General features: G+C 59.9%; 14 protein-coding genes. 9 read left to right on the top strand and 5 right to left on the bottom strand.

Annotation, left to right across the window (positions count from 1 at the left end; all coding sequences use genetic code 11):
- Positions 1 to 9: 9 nt before the first annotated feature.
- On the bottom strand, positions 10 to 327 hold the full coding sequence (locus tag DUT91_RS01440) for a DUF2293 domain-containing protein (protein WP_114438584.1): 318 nt from the start codon (positions 325 to 327) through the stop codon (positions 10 to 12).
- 120 nt (positions 328 to 447) lie between these two features.
- Here DUT91_RS01440 and DUT91_RS01435 point away from each other — a divergent pair, with 120 nt between their 5' ends.
- The 5 genes from DUT91_RS01435 (at position 448) to DUT91_RS01415 (ending at position 6,924) form a co-directional block, all read left to right on the top strand.
- Positions 448 to 1,464, top strand: a complete 1,017-nt coding sequence (locus DUT91_RS01435) for an ArsR/SmtB family transcription factor (protein ID WP_114438583.1) — start codon at positions 448 to 450, stop codon at positions 1,462 to 1,464.
- A complete protein-coding gene (metF, locus tag DUT91_RS01430) occupies positions 1,464 to 2,414 on the top strand; it encodes a methylenetetrahydrofolate reductase [NAD(P)H] (protein ID WP_114438582.1) in 951 nt (316 codons plus the stop codon). Before DUT91_RS01435 ends, metF begins: the two co-directional genes overlap by 1 nt.
- Before the next feature lie 262 nt (positions 2,415 to 2,676).
- Positions 2,677 to 2,868 (top strand): hypothetical protein, encoded by a 192-nt coding sequence (locus DUT91_RS01425; protein ID WP_114438581.1) that lies wholly within the window; start codon positions 2,677 to 2,679, stop codon positions 2,866 to 2,868.
- 89 nt (positions 2,869 to 2,957) lie between these two features.
- Positions 2,958 to 4,178 carry an alanine racemase gene (locus tag DUT91_RS01420; RefSeq protein WP_114438580.1) on the top strand — a complete coding sequence of 407 codons (1,221 nt, stop codon included), beginning with the start codon at positions 2,958 to 2,960 and terminating at the stop codon, positions 4,176 to 4,178.
- A 190-nt stretch (positions 4,179 to 4,368) separates the two neighbouring features.
- The gene (locus tag DUT91_RS01415) at positions 4,369 to 6,924 is read left to right on the top strand and encodes a putative bifunctional diguanylate cyclase/phosphodiesterase (protein ID WP_160113617.1); all 2,556 of its coding nucleotides are present in this window, start codon (positions 4,369 to 4,371) and stop codon (positions 6,922 to 6,924) included.
- Between the two features lie 105 nt (positions 6,925 to 7,029).
- On the opposite strand, the gene DUT91_RS01410 is transcribed toward DUT91_RS01415, so the two are convergent.
- From DUT91_RS01410 to DUT91_RS01395, 4 genes are all read right to left on the bottom strand, one after another.
- Entirely contained in the window at positions 7,030 to 8,124 is a 1,095-nt protein-coding gene (locus DUT91_RS01410; RefSeq protein WP_425373737.1) for a lytic murein transglycosylase, read from the bottom strand.
- A gap of 264 nt (positions 8,125 to 8,388) precedes the next feature.
- Positions 8,389 to 9,222 (bottom strand): glycoside hydrolase family 25 protein, encoded by an 834-nt coding sequence (locus DUT91_RS01405; RefSeq protein ID WP_114438979.1) that lies wholly within the window; start codon positions 9,220 to 9,222, stop codon positions 8,389 to 8,391.
- 85 nt (positions 9,223 to 9,307) lie between these two features.
- Positions 9,308 to 9,970: a class I SAM-dependent methyltransferase gene (locus tag DUT91_RS01400; RefSeq protein ID WP_114438577.1), complete on the bottom strand. Its 663-nt coding sequence runs from the start codon at positions 9,968 to 9,970 to the stop codon at positions 9,308 to 9,310.
- A 12-nt stretch (positions 9,971 to 9,982) separates the two neighbouring features.
- On the bottom strand, positions 9,983 to 11,233 hold the full coding sequence (locus DUT91_RS01395) for a BtaA family protein (RefSeq protein WP_245419433.1): 1,251 nt from the start codon (positions 11,231 to 11,233) through the stop codon (positions 9,983 to 9,985).
- A 303-nt stretch (positions 11,234 to 11,536) separates the two neighbouring features.
- Between DUT91_RS01395 and DUT91_RS01390 the strand changes: the two genes are divergently transcribed.
- The 4 genes from DUT91_RS01390 (at position 11,537) to DUT91_RS01375 (ending at position 14,043) form a co-directional block, all read left to right on the top strand.
- On the top strand, positions 11,537 to 11,749 hold the full coding sequence (locus DUT91_RS01390; protein ID WP_114438576.1) for a hypothetical protein: 213 nt from the start codon (positions 11,537 to 11,539) through the stop codon (positions 11,747 to 11,749).
- Between the two features lie 277 nt (positions 11,750 to 12,026).
- Complete coding sequence (locus DUT91_RS01385; protein WP_114438575.1) at positions 12,027 to 12,350, top strand: hypothetical protein; 324 nt, start codon at positions 12,027 to 12,029, stop codon at positions 12,348 to 12,350.
- A 206-nt stretch (positions 12,351 to 12,556) separates the two neighbouring features.
- A complete protein-coding gene (locus DUT91_RS01380; RefSeq protein ID WP_114438574.1) occupies positions 12,557 to 13,267 on the top strand; it encodes a J domain-containing protein in 711 nt (236 codons plus the stop codon).
- Positions 13,264 to 14,043, top strand: a complete 780-nt coding sequence (locus DUT91_RS01375; protein ID WP_114438573.1) for a peptidoglycan recognition protein family protein — start codon at positions 13,264 to 13,266, stop codon at positions 14,041 to 14,043. The genes DUT91_RS01380 and DUT91_RS01375 overlap by 4 nt, the downstream gene beginning before the upstream one ends.
- Positions 14,044 to 14,206: the final 163 nt, after the last annotated feature.

Genomic DNA, 14,206 nt, shown 5'->3' with positions numbered 1-14,206 from the left:
TGCGCGTGTTCAGCCGCTCTCCTCTTCATCCGCATTCAGAAGCCGCGTAGCGCGCCATTCCGTCAGTTTGACGTTGATCGCATCGAGTACGAAGAAGCGGGCGGAATCCTTGTCGTAGCCTTCGTCACGCAGCGCATCGTAATCGGTGTAGACGTGGCGGACATGGGCGACCGTCGCCAGCCAGACGGCGACGGAGGGCGGCAGCGTCTTCATATGAGGGGCCTGGGCCGCCGCGCGGATCGGCTCGGAATCAGCATAAGGCACGGCCGGCAGGAGCACCGTCAAGGACTTGCCGATGGCGCGCTGGCGCGCTGTACCCGTGCTCATGCCATTCTTCCCTTTCCGTTTCGATCCTGGCGATCACGCTTTTCGCTTGCGCGATTTCTCATTTTCACATAAACATATCTTTATGTCTTTCGAGGCAAATGCCTCTCACGGGAAAATGCGATGCGCAATACCAGTCTTCATCTCGACCTGATGGTTGATACGCTGAAAGCGGCGGCTGAATCCAGCCGCCTGCGCATTCTGGCGCTGCTTTCGCGCGGCGATCTGACGGTTTCCGACCTTACCTCCATCCTCGGTCAATCGCAGCCGCGCGTTTCGCGCCATCTCAAGCTGCTTTACGAAGCCGGTCTCATCAATCGCTATCAGGAGGGCGCCTGGGCTTATTTCAGGCTTTCCGATGAAGCGGTGCCTGGCTGGATCGCCCGCGCGCTGATCGCCCGGCTCGATGGCGCCGATCCGCTGCTGGAGCGCGACATGGAGCGCCTGGCGGCAGTCAAGTCGCAGCGCCTGGAGAAGGCGACGGCCTATTTCAGCGCCAACGCCCATAGCTGGGACCGCATACGGCTGCTGCATGTCTCCGACAGCGCGGTCGAGGCGGCGCTGAAGCGCATCGTCGGCAAGACGCCTTTCCAGTCGATGCTAGATGTCGGCACCGGAACGGGGCGTCTTCTTGAGCTGTTCTCGCCGCTTTATGTGCGTGGCGTCGGCATCGACATCAACCGCGACATGCTGACGGTGGCGCGCGCCAATCTCGATCGCGCGGGCATCAACAATGCTCAGGTGCGGCAGGGCGATATCTATGCATTGCCGGTGGAGCGGGAGAGCTTCGATCTCGTCACCATCCATCAGGTGCTGCACTTCCTCGACGATCCTCATGCGGCGATCCGCGAGGCGGCGAGGGCGCTCAGGCCCGGCGGACGGCTGCTGATCGTCGATTTCGCGCCGCATACGCTGGAGTTTCTACGAGAGGAGCATGCGCATCTGCGCCTTGGCTTCAGCGACGAACAGATGCGCGGCTGGCTTTCGGAGGCTGGGCTCGCCGTCGAAGAAATCCAGGAACTGGAATCGAAAGGCGGTGAAGCGGGGCTCACCGTGAAGCTCTGGCTGGCTTGCGATCCGCGCCTCGTTATCGCCGATCCGGTTTCCTCTTCCCCTCAAAACGCGACGGAGAGTGTTTGATGAGTGTTTTCGGTCTTTCCCGCCGTCCGGATATCGGGCAGACGACGCGGGTTTCCTTTGAGTTTTTTCCGCCGAAGACGGAGGAAATGGAAAAGCGACTCTGGGAAACGGTGACGCGGCTGGCGCCGCTCAAGCCTGAATTCGTCTCGGTGACCTATGGCGCCGGCGGCTCGACGCGGGAGCGCACGCTGCGCACCGTGGCCCGTATCCTGAAGGAGACTGATGTCACGCCGGCGGCGCATCTGACCTGCGTCGATGCGACGAAGGAGGAGGTCGATACGGTGGTCCGTGAATTCGCGGCGCTGGGCATCAAGCGCTTCGTGGCGCTGCGCGGGGATCCCGCGGGCGGCGTGGGCGATCAGTACCGGCCGACGCCGGGAGGCTATCTCAACGGCGCCGAGCTGGTCGCGGGCCTGAAGGCTTTTGCCGATTTCGACATTTCCGTTTCCGCCTATCCCGAAAAGCATCCGGAAAGCCCCGACTTCGCCACCGATATCGACATGCTGAAGCGCAAGGTCGACAATGGTGCGACGCGGGCGATTACCCAGTTCTTCTTCGATAATGATCTCTATGAGCGCTATGTCGAGCGGGTGCGCCGGGCCGGCATCTATATTCCGATCCTGCCGGGCATTCTTCCCATCCACAATTTCAAACAGGTGACGAACTTCTGTTCGCGGGCGGGGACGCATATCCCGGCCTGGCTGGCCGAGCGCTTCGACGGGCTGGAAAGCGACACGCAGACCCACATGCTGGTCTCGGCCGCCGTCGCCGCCGAGCAGGTGCTCGATCTTGTCGAGCGCGGCGTTCAGGATTTCCATTTCTATACGATGAATCGCGCCGATCTCGCCTTTGCCATCTGCCATCTGATCGGCATCCGCCCGCAGAAGCATGGGGCGGAATCAGGCTTGACCAAAGAGGCAAGCCAGGATCTGGCGGGGGCGGCGGCCTGACCCGTACTGCTGAAAATGAAAAAGCCCGGACGCTGTGCCGGGCTTTTTCGTTTTGTATCTTCCCCAGGGATTGAGGACCCCCATCTGCAGTCTTGGGCCGCCCTTACGGGAGAAGGCCCATTACCATCGCACCAACAAATGCGAACGCTGCACAGATCATCAGGACGTTAAGCGAACGTGTAAGTCCCATCGGTCTGCCTCCTTCGAAGCGCCATGAATCATCGAATGATGACCCGTGGCGTTGGGTTAACAGGGTGAATCTATGCTCGGACGCGTCACAAAAAAAGCGGAATCTGTGCTGCGTTGCGGCAAGCTTGGGGAAATTTTTTCTCTTTCTCGACCTAAATCACTGAAAAGAAACGTTTACTTCGTTCGTTCACTTTTCGTGAAGCATGAAGCCGCCGCGGTGGAAAACAGAATTCTGCCATTTTCCGGCGGGCTGTCGATCCTGTAAATGCTCAATTAAGCCCAACTCGTCTTAATGGCTTTTTTCTATCATCAAGCCTTGTTAGGTTCCTCGCGCCAGACCGGCATGGAGGTCCGATGCAACGATTCGAAACCGCACGGGATGTCGCACTTTCGACACGTCCGGATCACCCCGTCTATTGTTTCCGTCCTCAAGTGCTCGCGGAAGATGCACGGCGATTCAGGGAGATGTTCCCCGGGGAAACCGCCTATGCGGTGAAAACAAACGGGGAGCCGATGGTTCTTGAAACGCTGGCGGCGAACGGGATCGACCTGTTCGACGTCGCTTCGCCGGCGGAGTTCGCGGCGGTGCGGCAGGCCTCGCCCGATGCGCGGATGCTCTACATGCATCCGGTCAAGGCGCAGTCTGATATCCGCCTGGCGCTGGAAACCTACGGGATTCGCGTGCTGGCGGTCGATCATGAGGACGAGATTGCCAAGGTCACGCGGATCGTGCGCGCGCTCGATATCGATCCTGGTAGCGTCACCATCTATGTCCGCATCCAGACCAAGGGCCATGCAGCCTACGAGCTTTCGAAGAAGTTCGGCGCGGCGCCCGCCCACGCGGTCGAGCTTTTGCAGCGGCTGCACCGAACGGGCTACAAGACGGGCATTTGCTTTCATGTCGGCAGTCAGATCAGCGATCCCGATACTTACGAGCGGGCGCTGCGCTCTGCGGACTGGGTGCGCAATCGCGCGGCTGTTCCTCTGGCGGGCCTCGATATCGGCGGCGGCTTTCCCGCTGAATATGGTCATGACCCGCGCCGCAAGCATGTCGAGATGCCATCGCTAGGCCAATTGATGTCGCGCCTGCGCGGCGATATCGCGGAATGGGGCTTCGGCGATCTACCGCTGGTGGCGGAGCCAGGGCGCGTGATCGTCGCCAGGGCGTTTTCGCTGATCGTGCGCGTGCTGCTTCGCAAGGGCAGGCGGCTTTACATCAATGACGGCATATGGGCTTCGCTGTCGGATTCATGGACTGGCAAGATCACGCTGCCCGCCCGCTTCATCCCCGATCCGGCGATCAAGAGCCGCAGCGGCGACGCCAAATCCATCGTGCCGTTCCGGGTCTGCGGCGCGACCTGCGATTCCGTCGATATATTGTCACGGCCGTTCTGGTTGCCGGAGACGGTGGATACCGGCGACTGGATCGAAATCGGCCATATCGGCGCCTATTCCATGGCGTTGCGCACCCATTTCAACGGGTTTTATCCCGATACCTTCGTTGAGGTTGTGACCCCGTTCCATGAGGGTGGGGAACCGGAAGGATTTGCTTCGCTCGAAACGATGGCGGGCTAGCCTGCCATATGACGTTTTCGTCACGGCAGGTTTAAGGCCTTTGTAAGGATGGCTGGCTAAAGTCCGACCAGAGCGGCGCGCAGTTCAGGCGCGAGGCATGATGCCGTCCGTCGAAGCCGAGCTTCATCGGCATGTTCCGTGTTTCACTCCCTCACAGCGTCAGGATCATCGATCCCGACGAGGAACTGTCATGTTTGCATTCAGGAACGAAGCGGTGTCGCGAGCGGTGTTTTGCGCACCGGATGCCGATAGGGCGGGGCCTTGGAGCGGCGAGGTGAACGCATCAGGCGATTTGCCGGAAGATGCGATCAATATCCCGACCGAGTTCGAAGACGTGCGCTACATGCTGCATTGCTGGCAGGCCGCACGCATCAATACCCCGTTGCCTTCCTACGAGGATTTCACGCTGGGTAATATGGGCCGCTTCGCAGACGAGATCGCGGTGGTCCACTGCCTGCCCGGCGCGGCCGACAGAATCCTGCGCATCGGCAAAGCAGTCAGGTCTATTATCCGCCTCAGCGAGACGGCGGCTCCCGTTCTTGGAGATGTGTCCTTCATCTTCAGGCAGGCCATCGCTTCGGCGATCGGTCGATCGCGGCTCGCCGGCGAACCGCGTCTCGCGCTTTGCCGATGGCTGATCGATAACAATGTATCGACCGTTGAGATCACCGCTTTCCCGCTTTCGTGCCGCTGGAGCGGGGAATATTTCCTGCTGATCATGCGTCCGCGCAAGGCGTTGCTCAATCTCCCCAGACTGCTGATCAACGCTTCGCAGCAGGGCATTCTCGGGCTCAATCCCGTTGTGGGCGAAGACGGATTGCCGCGCGACTTCTACATATTGAGCATCAACGAGGCTGCTGCACGATTTCTCGGATCGCAGCCCGATCTCCTGCAATCTACCCTTCTTTCCCAGGCGCTCGCCCGGCTCGGTATTGATCGCGTGCCTGCCCGACTGCTCCGGGCAGCGCGCGGCGAGCCGATCGAACCGTTCGAACTGACCTACCAGTTCGGTGCAAACCCGCTTGCCTTGCAGGTCGGCGTGAATTCCGCGGACGGAATACTCGCGGTCACGTTGACCGATATTCGTGAACTCAAATCACGCGTGACGCTCTTCCGGTCGCTCTTCGACGACAATCCGGCGCCGATGTATGTGCGTGCCTACGGTGAGGAGGGCTTTCTCAATGTCAACGAGGCGGCTCTGCGCCTTTATGGTTATTGCCGCGAAGCATTCCTGAAACTCGATGGGGCGGATCTCTGCGCTGGCGGGCGGGATAACAGTAACGAAAATATCGCCTCGTCTGAAGCCAGCCTGCGCCACCGTACGGCCGATGGCAGGATTCTCGATATCATCGAATATGCCAGCGAAGTCCTCGTCGATGGCCGGCCGGCGACGCTTTCAACCATCATGGATATCACCGAACGTCGCCGGGCCGAGGCGCATGTCACCTATCTGGCCCATCACGACCCGCTGACGGGCGCAGCCAACCGGACGGTGTTCACACGCGCCATCGAGGAGGCGGCCAGCGATCTCGCCACCGGTGGGCGGGCTTTCGGTGTGTTGATGATCGACCTGGACGATTTCAAGGTGATCAATGACACACTCGGCCATGCTGCGGGCGATGCGGTGTTAATCGAAGTGATGAAGCGGCTGAAGAAGCGCCTGCGCGAAGGGGATATTGTCGCGCGGCTCGGCGGAGACGAGTTCGCTATCTTCGCACCGGGACTGGACTCCCGGGAGCAGATCGAGGTGCTCGCCCGGCGCATCGGCAAGGAACTGTCATTGATTTCCAGCGTCGAGGGCAGACCGGTCCGCATTGGCGCCAGCATCGGCGGAGCGGTCGCGCCAGTTGACGCGACCGTGGCCGACGATCTGCTCAGATGCGCCGACCTGGCTCTCTACCGTGCCAAACGGTCAAGCAAGGGCGTGGTGCGCTTCTTCGAGCCGGAGATGGATGTGCAGGTCAGCACCCGCCGGTCGCTGGAAATGGACTTGCGCAGTGCCGACATCGCCAGCCAGTTCGAGGCGCATTTCCAGCCGATCCTTTCGGTCCAATCGGGTATATTGTGCGGCTTCGAGGCGCTGATGCGCTGGCGTCATCCGAGCCGCGGCATGGTATCGCCCATGGAGTTCATTCCGATTGCCGAAGAAACCGGCCAGATCGATCGGCTCGGACGCTGGATGCTGCACGAGGCCTGCCGTCAGGCGGCTTCCTGGCCTGATCCGCTCATGGTCGCCATCAATGTTTCTCCTGTGCAGTTCCGAAGCGGAGGGCTCCTGGAGGTGATCGAAGATGCGTTGCGTCTGAGCGGGCTTGCTCCCGAAAGGCTCGAGATCGAGATTACCGAATCTGTTATCCTCGACGACAGCGCGGCCAATCTCGCGCTGCTGCGGCAGCTTCGCGAGCGTGGCGTACGCATTGCACTCGACGATTTCGGCACCGGCTATTCCAGCCTGCACTATCTCAAGCAGTTTCCCTTCAACCGGCTGAAGATCGACCGCTCTTTCGTGCGCGAAATCGACAATAGCCCGGAATCATTGGCAATCGTGCGGGCGATCATTGGGCTCGGCGCGAGCCTTGGCATCGACACCACGGCAGAGGGGGTCGAGACGGCCGCTCAGCTCGAGCGCCTGCGGGCCGAACAATGCGGTGAATTGCAGGGATTCCTGTTCAGCCCGCCCGTCGCATCGGAGAATGTCGCCGGCATCATCGGAGCATATTTCGGCGAGGAGAAGCGGGTGGCGTGAGGAATGAGTGAGATACGAGTAGTAAATAGGGAGTAGAAAAATCTCTACTCCCTATGCATCGTCAGTGATTACATTCGCTATTCGCTATTCGCTATTCGCTATTCGCTACTGAAGCTTGTTCAGCAACTCGGCCGTCGGCCAGGAATCCGCGGGCATGCCGAAGCGGATCTGTTCGGCGCGTACCGCGTCGCGCGTCAGCACGCCGAAGACGCCGTCGATCTTGCCCATTTCGTAGCCGCGCGCCGCGAGTTTCGTCTGCAGCGCCTTCATCTGCTCGGTGTCGAGACCTGGTTCCGGGGTGGTTGCCTCCAAAGCGGGCGCGCCGGCAAGGCGAGCAGCGAAAAAGGCGGCGGTGGTCGCGTAGACGATCGATTTGTTCCATTCGACGAAGACGTCGAAGTTTGGATAGGAGAGGAAGGCCGGGCCTTTGCGTCCCATCGGCAGAAGCAGCGAGGCGTCGCCATCATCGGGCCCGAGCGGGCCGTCCATGCCTTCCACGCCCCATGCCGCCCATTTGGAATGGGGCATGCGGTTGGTGCGGATCGCCTGCTCCCAGGGGAGATCCTTCGTTAGCCGCACTTCTTCCAGCCAGGGTTGACCCCTCTTCCAGCCGAGATCATGCAACATCCGGGCCGCAGTCATGATCGCGTCCGGCGGGCTGTCCTTCAGGTTGACGCGCCCGTCGCCGTCGCCATCGGTGCCGCGTTCGAGATAATCGAGCGGCAGGATTTGCATCTGGCCGATCTCGCCAGCCCATGCGCCCGTCGTACGCGCATCGACTACGCCCTGGTCGAACAGCTTCAGGAGCGCGATCAGTTGCGGGCGGAACAGTTCCGGCCTGCGGCAATCATAGGACAATGTCACAAGCGCATTCAGCGTGTCGAAATCGCCCTGCACCGCGCCGTAATCGGTTTCGAGGCCCCAGAAAGATGCGATAACGGGGCCGGGAACGCCGTAGGTCTCTTCCGCTTTCTTGAACACATCAGCGTATTTGACCAGGTTTTCACGACCCTTCCTCAACCGAGCGTCCGAGATGAGCCGCTTGGAGAAATCAAGGAAGGTCATGTTGAAGATGCCTTGCGAGCGGTCGCGGGCAAGCACCTTGTCGTCGATCGAGGCCTTGTAGAGTTCGCTGATGCCCTTGTCGGTGACGCCGGCCGCGCGGGCTTCCCTGATCACGCCATCAAGCCAGGCCTCCATATCGCCGCCGCAAGCCGGTTTGATGGCTGCGGTCCCATCGGCTGTACCATTGACGGCGCCGGGGGCGGGGGATGGCTGCTGGGCTGCTGCGAGCGCTGTCGAGGCAAAGAACGATGCTGCCAGCAGAAGGGCGGTCTTCTTCATGAATGATGTTCTCTCGGGATCATTTCTATCGGTGTAGGGGAGCTTGTGGCAGAGCAAGATGCGCGCAATTGAGACTATTCTTGGACTGCGGCTGATATAATGGCCGGGACGGCGCTGAAATCAGCGCTTTTTGCCCTCGACCCAGTTACGCCATTGCTCGGGGCTTCCGGCGAAGACGTTTATATCGGCATCGCCGTCAATACCGGGCACTTTACCGGTCCCCGTATATTGCCAGAAGGTCCAGGGATGGGAGCCGTATTTTTCGCTCGGATGCCCCGCGACGGACCGCAGCCAGAAGGGGTATTCCTTCATGCTCTCCAGACCGTTCTCGTCGAAGAAATCGACCGTCGTATAGATGATCGGGCGCTTGCCGTAATGGCGTTCGACCATATCGAGGAAAACTTGCATTTCGCGGCGTACGACGCTTGCTTCGGGGCGCCGCTTGCAGGTGGGCGACAGATGGTTCCACTCCATGTCAAGGACCGGCGGCAAGGCGCCGGGATCGCGCGGCACATGGCGGATGAACCATTGCGCCTGCTCGATTGCCGGTCGGCAGAAATAAAAGAAATGATAAGCGCCGCGTGGCATTCCGACCGCACGCGCCTTGGACCAATGTTCGGCAAAGCGTTCATCCGCCCGGTCGCCGCCTTCCGTCGCCTTGATGAAGACGAAGGAAATACCGCTTTCGCGCGCGGTCTTCCAATCGATGGAACTCTGATATTTGGAGACATCGGTCCCATGGACTGCATAGTGCCAGGGGGTCTTGCCCTTCCACTCATGCGGTTTGCGGTCGCCGAATTTCGGCGCCCGGACGGCAGGATAGGCAAACGTGACTTTACGCTCCGTCCTGACGGTTTTTGCCGGCTCGGAAAAATCGTAATCCACCGTCGTGCATGCAGATAAAGACAATGCAGACAGGAACAGGGACAGCATAACGGTGGCGGTGCGCTTCATGGAAAAGGCCATATTGGAAACAGCGTTTATAAAGCGTTACGCGATCCGCCGCTGGCCGTCATCCGAATTCATGACCTGAAAAAACTTATGGACACCGTATGACTGAAATCCAGGCAAAGCCGCGATAGAGTGCGCGCGCCTCGGCCTTTGCGCCGGTGCCGGCGGCGATCGAGCTTGCTAGCACAAAGAGATCGTTGCGCGGCGTGACGTGGAACAATTCCAGCCATCGATAGAGGACGGCCCGAAACCAGCGCGGCAGCCTTTTCTGGTCGCCGAAATCAACGATATGGAGTTCGCCGCCCGGCGCCAGATGCGCCACCGCTTCGCGCATCACCGCCTGCCATTGCGGGATCATCGACACGGCATAGGAGATGAAGATGCGGTCGAAATCCTTGCGCCCGAATAGCGCCTGCGGATCAAAGCGGGCGGCGTCGGCATAGGCCAGCTTAAGCCTGTCGGCGATACCCGCGCGCTCTGCCGCCTTCTGCGCGGTGTCGAGCATTTCACGGGAGATATCAATGCCGTAGAGATGTGCGCTGGGAAACAGATTCATCGTCTTGATAAGATTGCGCCCGGTGCCACAGCCGATTTCGAGAACGCTGCCGCCCGAGGGAATATCAAGACCGGCAATCATCTGGTCGCGCCCGAGCAGATAATATTTTCGCGTCGCGTCGTAGACATGGCGCTGCCGGCGATAGACGCGGTCCATCAGGCTTCCATGATCGATCTTCTCAACCTTGCCGAACATGCCGGACGTCCTTCAGACCAGATGGTAGAGATGGAACCCGCCATAGATGGAGGAGCGGTCGCGGTCGTGGAGTTCGCGCGACAATTCCTCCCGATAGCCCCAGCGGGCGAGAATGGCGGGATCTACGCGGCCAGGCAGGATGCTCGGCTCGGCGGCAGTGCGGAAGATGACGCGTGCGCCGGGCGCCGCCGTGCGGGTGATCTCGCGCCAGACATCGTTCAACTGCGCATCATTCATCCAGTCCTGCGCATCGAGCAGGATGAAGCGGTCTACCGACGCATCGGGCTTTGCGGCAAGGAACTCCGTATAGGAGGCATTGACGACGCTCATGCGGGCCACGCGTGTCCGCACCTTGTCGAAATTGGCGCGGGAGAGATAAGGCGGCAGCGGACCGGTTTCGGCATCGGCGCTATAGCCGCGGCCAAAGGCTTGCCAGGCGAAATAATTGTCTGCCAGCGGGAATCCGCAGGCAAGCTTTTCCAGCCGGCCGCGCAGGATGGCCGCCATGTCGCCATTACCGGCGGTCGCCAGCGCATCATATTGCTGTGGGGGGATGCCCAGGCCGAAGAGCGAGGATTTGCGGGCCGTTGCCCAGCGGATCATGCGTTTGTCGAAGAGGGGCGCCAGGGCTGTGTCGAAGAAGGTGCGCTGCTCCTCGATGGTGCGCGCCTTCAGGATATCTCGCGGATCGATGCCGTAGAGGCGGGCGACGCGATGGCCCATGCCGATGAATACGCCGAGCAGGCCGTGACGGTAGAGATCGCGCCAGAAGATCGAAATGCGGCGACGGCCCGAGAGCATCCGCTTTTCCCAATAGGCGCGGCTTTGCGGATCGAGATGCGGCTGAATGAATCGCTCATAGGCCTGCAGATTGGTCTTGTCGTCGGCGGTGCCATAGAAACGGTAAAAGGCATCGTAATTGGGCAGATGGGCGAGGGCTGCAAGTTTCAGCCGGTTGAATGCCACATGCGCCTGGTTCAAGTCGACCGCCTCGACGCTGGCCGGATCGGCGGTGAGATAGGAAAGCGCGTTGCAGCCGCCGGATGCGATGGTGACGATGCGGTGGCCGGGGCCAATCTCCAGCGCCGCCATGTCCACTTCCGGATCCTCCCATATCTGGGGATAGACCAGCCCCTTGAAGACATGGGCAAAAAGTCGTTCGGATACGCCCGCTTTGGAGAAAAGCGAATTTTGACGCACGGCGCGGTTGAGCTTTTCATTGCGCGGGGCGGCTTGCTTCATTGTGGACCTGATCTCGGGCATGGCGCACGAATCCCTTTCTGGGAGAGAGTTCGTTCCGCCTAGCACCGGGATGTAACAACCCCGTGACGAGCCATCAAATGCTGGTGGCCCAATCGCCCGTTCGCGGTCCGGGCTCTCTGCCAGGCCGGCGGCTGCGGCGGGTGTCCGGCCCGAGCTGGTTTGTCAATGTCGGCTGGGGCAGGCTCCGGTATGTAACGGCGCGTAAGAGAAGTTGAGAGAACCTTTCACCAAGCTGCCCGTTTTGACTGCGAAGTTGGCTTTGCCCATTCGGGCGGGCTTATCTGAAGACGAAGGAGAATATCAATGAAGAAGCTTCTTATCGCATCGGTTGCCGCTCTTTCGGTTCTGGGGCTCGCAGCCTGCAGCGATAGCACCGACAATACAACGACTAACGCCACGCAGCCTGACCAGGCTCCGGCGACGCAGCCCAATACCGAGCAGAACGCGACACCTCCGGCCACCGATCCGGCTCCGGCGCAGCCCGGCACGACGCCTGGTTCTTCGCCCAGCCAGTAAAACTCTCCCAAGAGATGTGCGAATAGCCGGTACTAATTTGGCAAAACAGAGAAGCGGTCCGGCTGTGCTGGGCCGCTTCCACTTATGAAACAGAATATTTCATGTTGTTATCAAATTTTACCAAGTATCTTTTTCGAATACTCGGATGATTTCCCGCGTTTTCCCGGAAATATACGGATAAAGTGTTGAAAATTAAAATAATGCGGAAATTTTTTCCTTAATCTTTCTGTGGATAATAACGCTGCATGAAACGCATGCTACGACAGAGGGATATATTATGAATAAGAATTTCATTCTCGCAATTGCTGCAGTTTCACTGGCAGCACTTGCCGGTTGCTCTGACAGCCAACAGGCGTCCGAAGCACAGACAACCCAGCCGACGGCAGCCGCTGCCGCAGGATCATCCACAGAGGCCGAGGCGATGAAGACCGCCGAGGAACTGGTGAAGTCGATGACGCCTGCCCAGAAGACCGCGGCCATAGGCGATGCCCGCACCGCTGCGGAAGCCGCGGCGAGGGCCGCGGGACAGAGCGATGCTCTGATCACGCAGGCCGGCGAGGCGGCAGCTGACGCGGCACAGAAGGCGCTCGGCGTGCAGTAAGGTGCTGCTAGCCGACCGAACGTGACGGCCGGCCACAGCGCCGGCCGTCCGCTTTATCGACGTGGGCATCTGGTTGTTCATGAAAGTCCGGGTGGAAAAACCGGCTCCCGTTTTGGCGTGATTTGCTTTATGATTCGTATTCAAGACCATTCCGGCGGTTGCATCGGCCTCTCGCCGTTTCCTGTATTTGCGGTTAGAAGGCCTTCATGTCTATCTGGATTCGTGTCGGTGATTTCGTGGCCAATGTGGCATCGAGCGCTCTGACGAGCATTGTCGAGGCCGTGCGCACGGCATTCGAGGGCGATCCCGAAACTCGCCGCCGTGTATCCTTTTCCATCGCCATGATCGCGCTTTCAGCCAAGATGGCGAAGGCGGACGGTGTCGTCACCCGTAACGAGGTCGAAGCATTCCAGCAGATATTCTCTATTCCGGAATCGGAAAGGGAGCATGTCGCCCGCCTCTATAATCTGGCGAAGCAGGATACCGCAGGCTATGAAACCTATGCGGCTCAGATGGCGACCCTTTGCGGATCGGGGGATCCGAATTGCAAGTGCCTCGAGGATATTCTCGACGGCCTGTTCCATATCGCCAAGGCGGACGATTATGTCCACGAGAGGGAATTGGCGTTCCTGACGCGTGTCGGCGAGATATTCGGGTTCGACGAGGCGCATTTCCAGGCCATCGCCGCACGGCATGTCCATCTCGGCGATGCCGATCCCTATGTCGTGCTCGGGCTGCCGCGCAGCGCGAGCTTCGAGGAGGCGCGCCGGCGCTATCGCCAGCTTGCTGCCGAGAACCACCCGGACCGGTTGGCCGCGCGGGGTGTGCCGAGAGAATTCCTGGCCATCGCCAATGACCGCATAGCGGCGATCAATGGGGCCTGGGAAAAGATCGAGAAAGAACTGAAAGCCGCATGACCGCCATAGGAGAAGACGTTTTCGTCCCCGATCACGCGGGAGCGTCCGTTCGGCCTTCGCCCAATTTCGGCCCACGCCGGGACGGAAAGCGAATTACCACCCTCATCATGCATTACACCGGCATGGAAAGCGGCGAAGCGGCGGAGGCTCTGCTCGCAAGTCCCGAGAGCGAAGTCTCAGCCCATTACGTGGTGCATGAGGATGGCCGGATCGTGCAGATGGTGCCTGAGAGCAAGCGGGCATGGCATGCGGGAAACAGCTTCTGGCGTGGCGAGACCGACATCAATTCATGCTCGGTCGGCATTGAGATCGTCAACCAGGGGCCGCGCGGCGATTTTCCGGATTATCCCGATGCGCAGATCGAGGCGGTTATCAGGCTGAGCCAGGATATCTGCGCGCGCCATTCCATCCGCCCCGAGCGGGTTCTGGCGCATTCAGATATAGCGCCGGTGCGCAAGATCGATCCAGGTGAGAAGTTTCCGTGGGAGCGGCTCCATCGCGCCGGCATTGGCCATTGGGTCGAGCCATCGCCGATCCGGGGAGGGCGCTTTCTCACCCCGGGCGATCAAGGGCAACCGGTGGAAGCTCTGCAGTCAATGCTGGCACTTTACGGTTATGATGTGCCCATCGATGGCGTGTTCGACATGAAGACGGAAGCGGCCTTAAAGGGGTTTCAACGACATTTTCGCTCCCACAAAGTTGATGGTGTCGCGGATATCTCGACCATCGAGACGCTGCACAGGCTACTTTCTGGGCTTTCCGCCACTTTGTCCTAAGTAACTGATATAAAATAATATTTTCGGCGCCATCATACCGGGCGAGGGCCTTTTGTTACACTGGTTAACCTAAAGTTATTTTGCGGATCAATCTTCGGCTGCATTTCGCCGTCAGATCAACCCTCATGTTTCCTGAGGCGGCATTGTGCATCCGCCGCTTCAT

The sequence above is a fragment of the Paramesorhizobium salinisoli genome (genome assembly GCF_003335045.1).
GTDB lineage: Bacteria > Pseudomonadota > Alphaproteobacteria > Rhizobiales > Rhizobiaceae > Paramesorhizobium > Paramesorhizobium salinisoli.
This window is presented reverse-complemented; position numbering and strand designations above follow the sequence as displayed.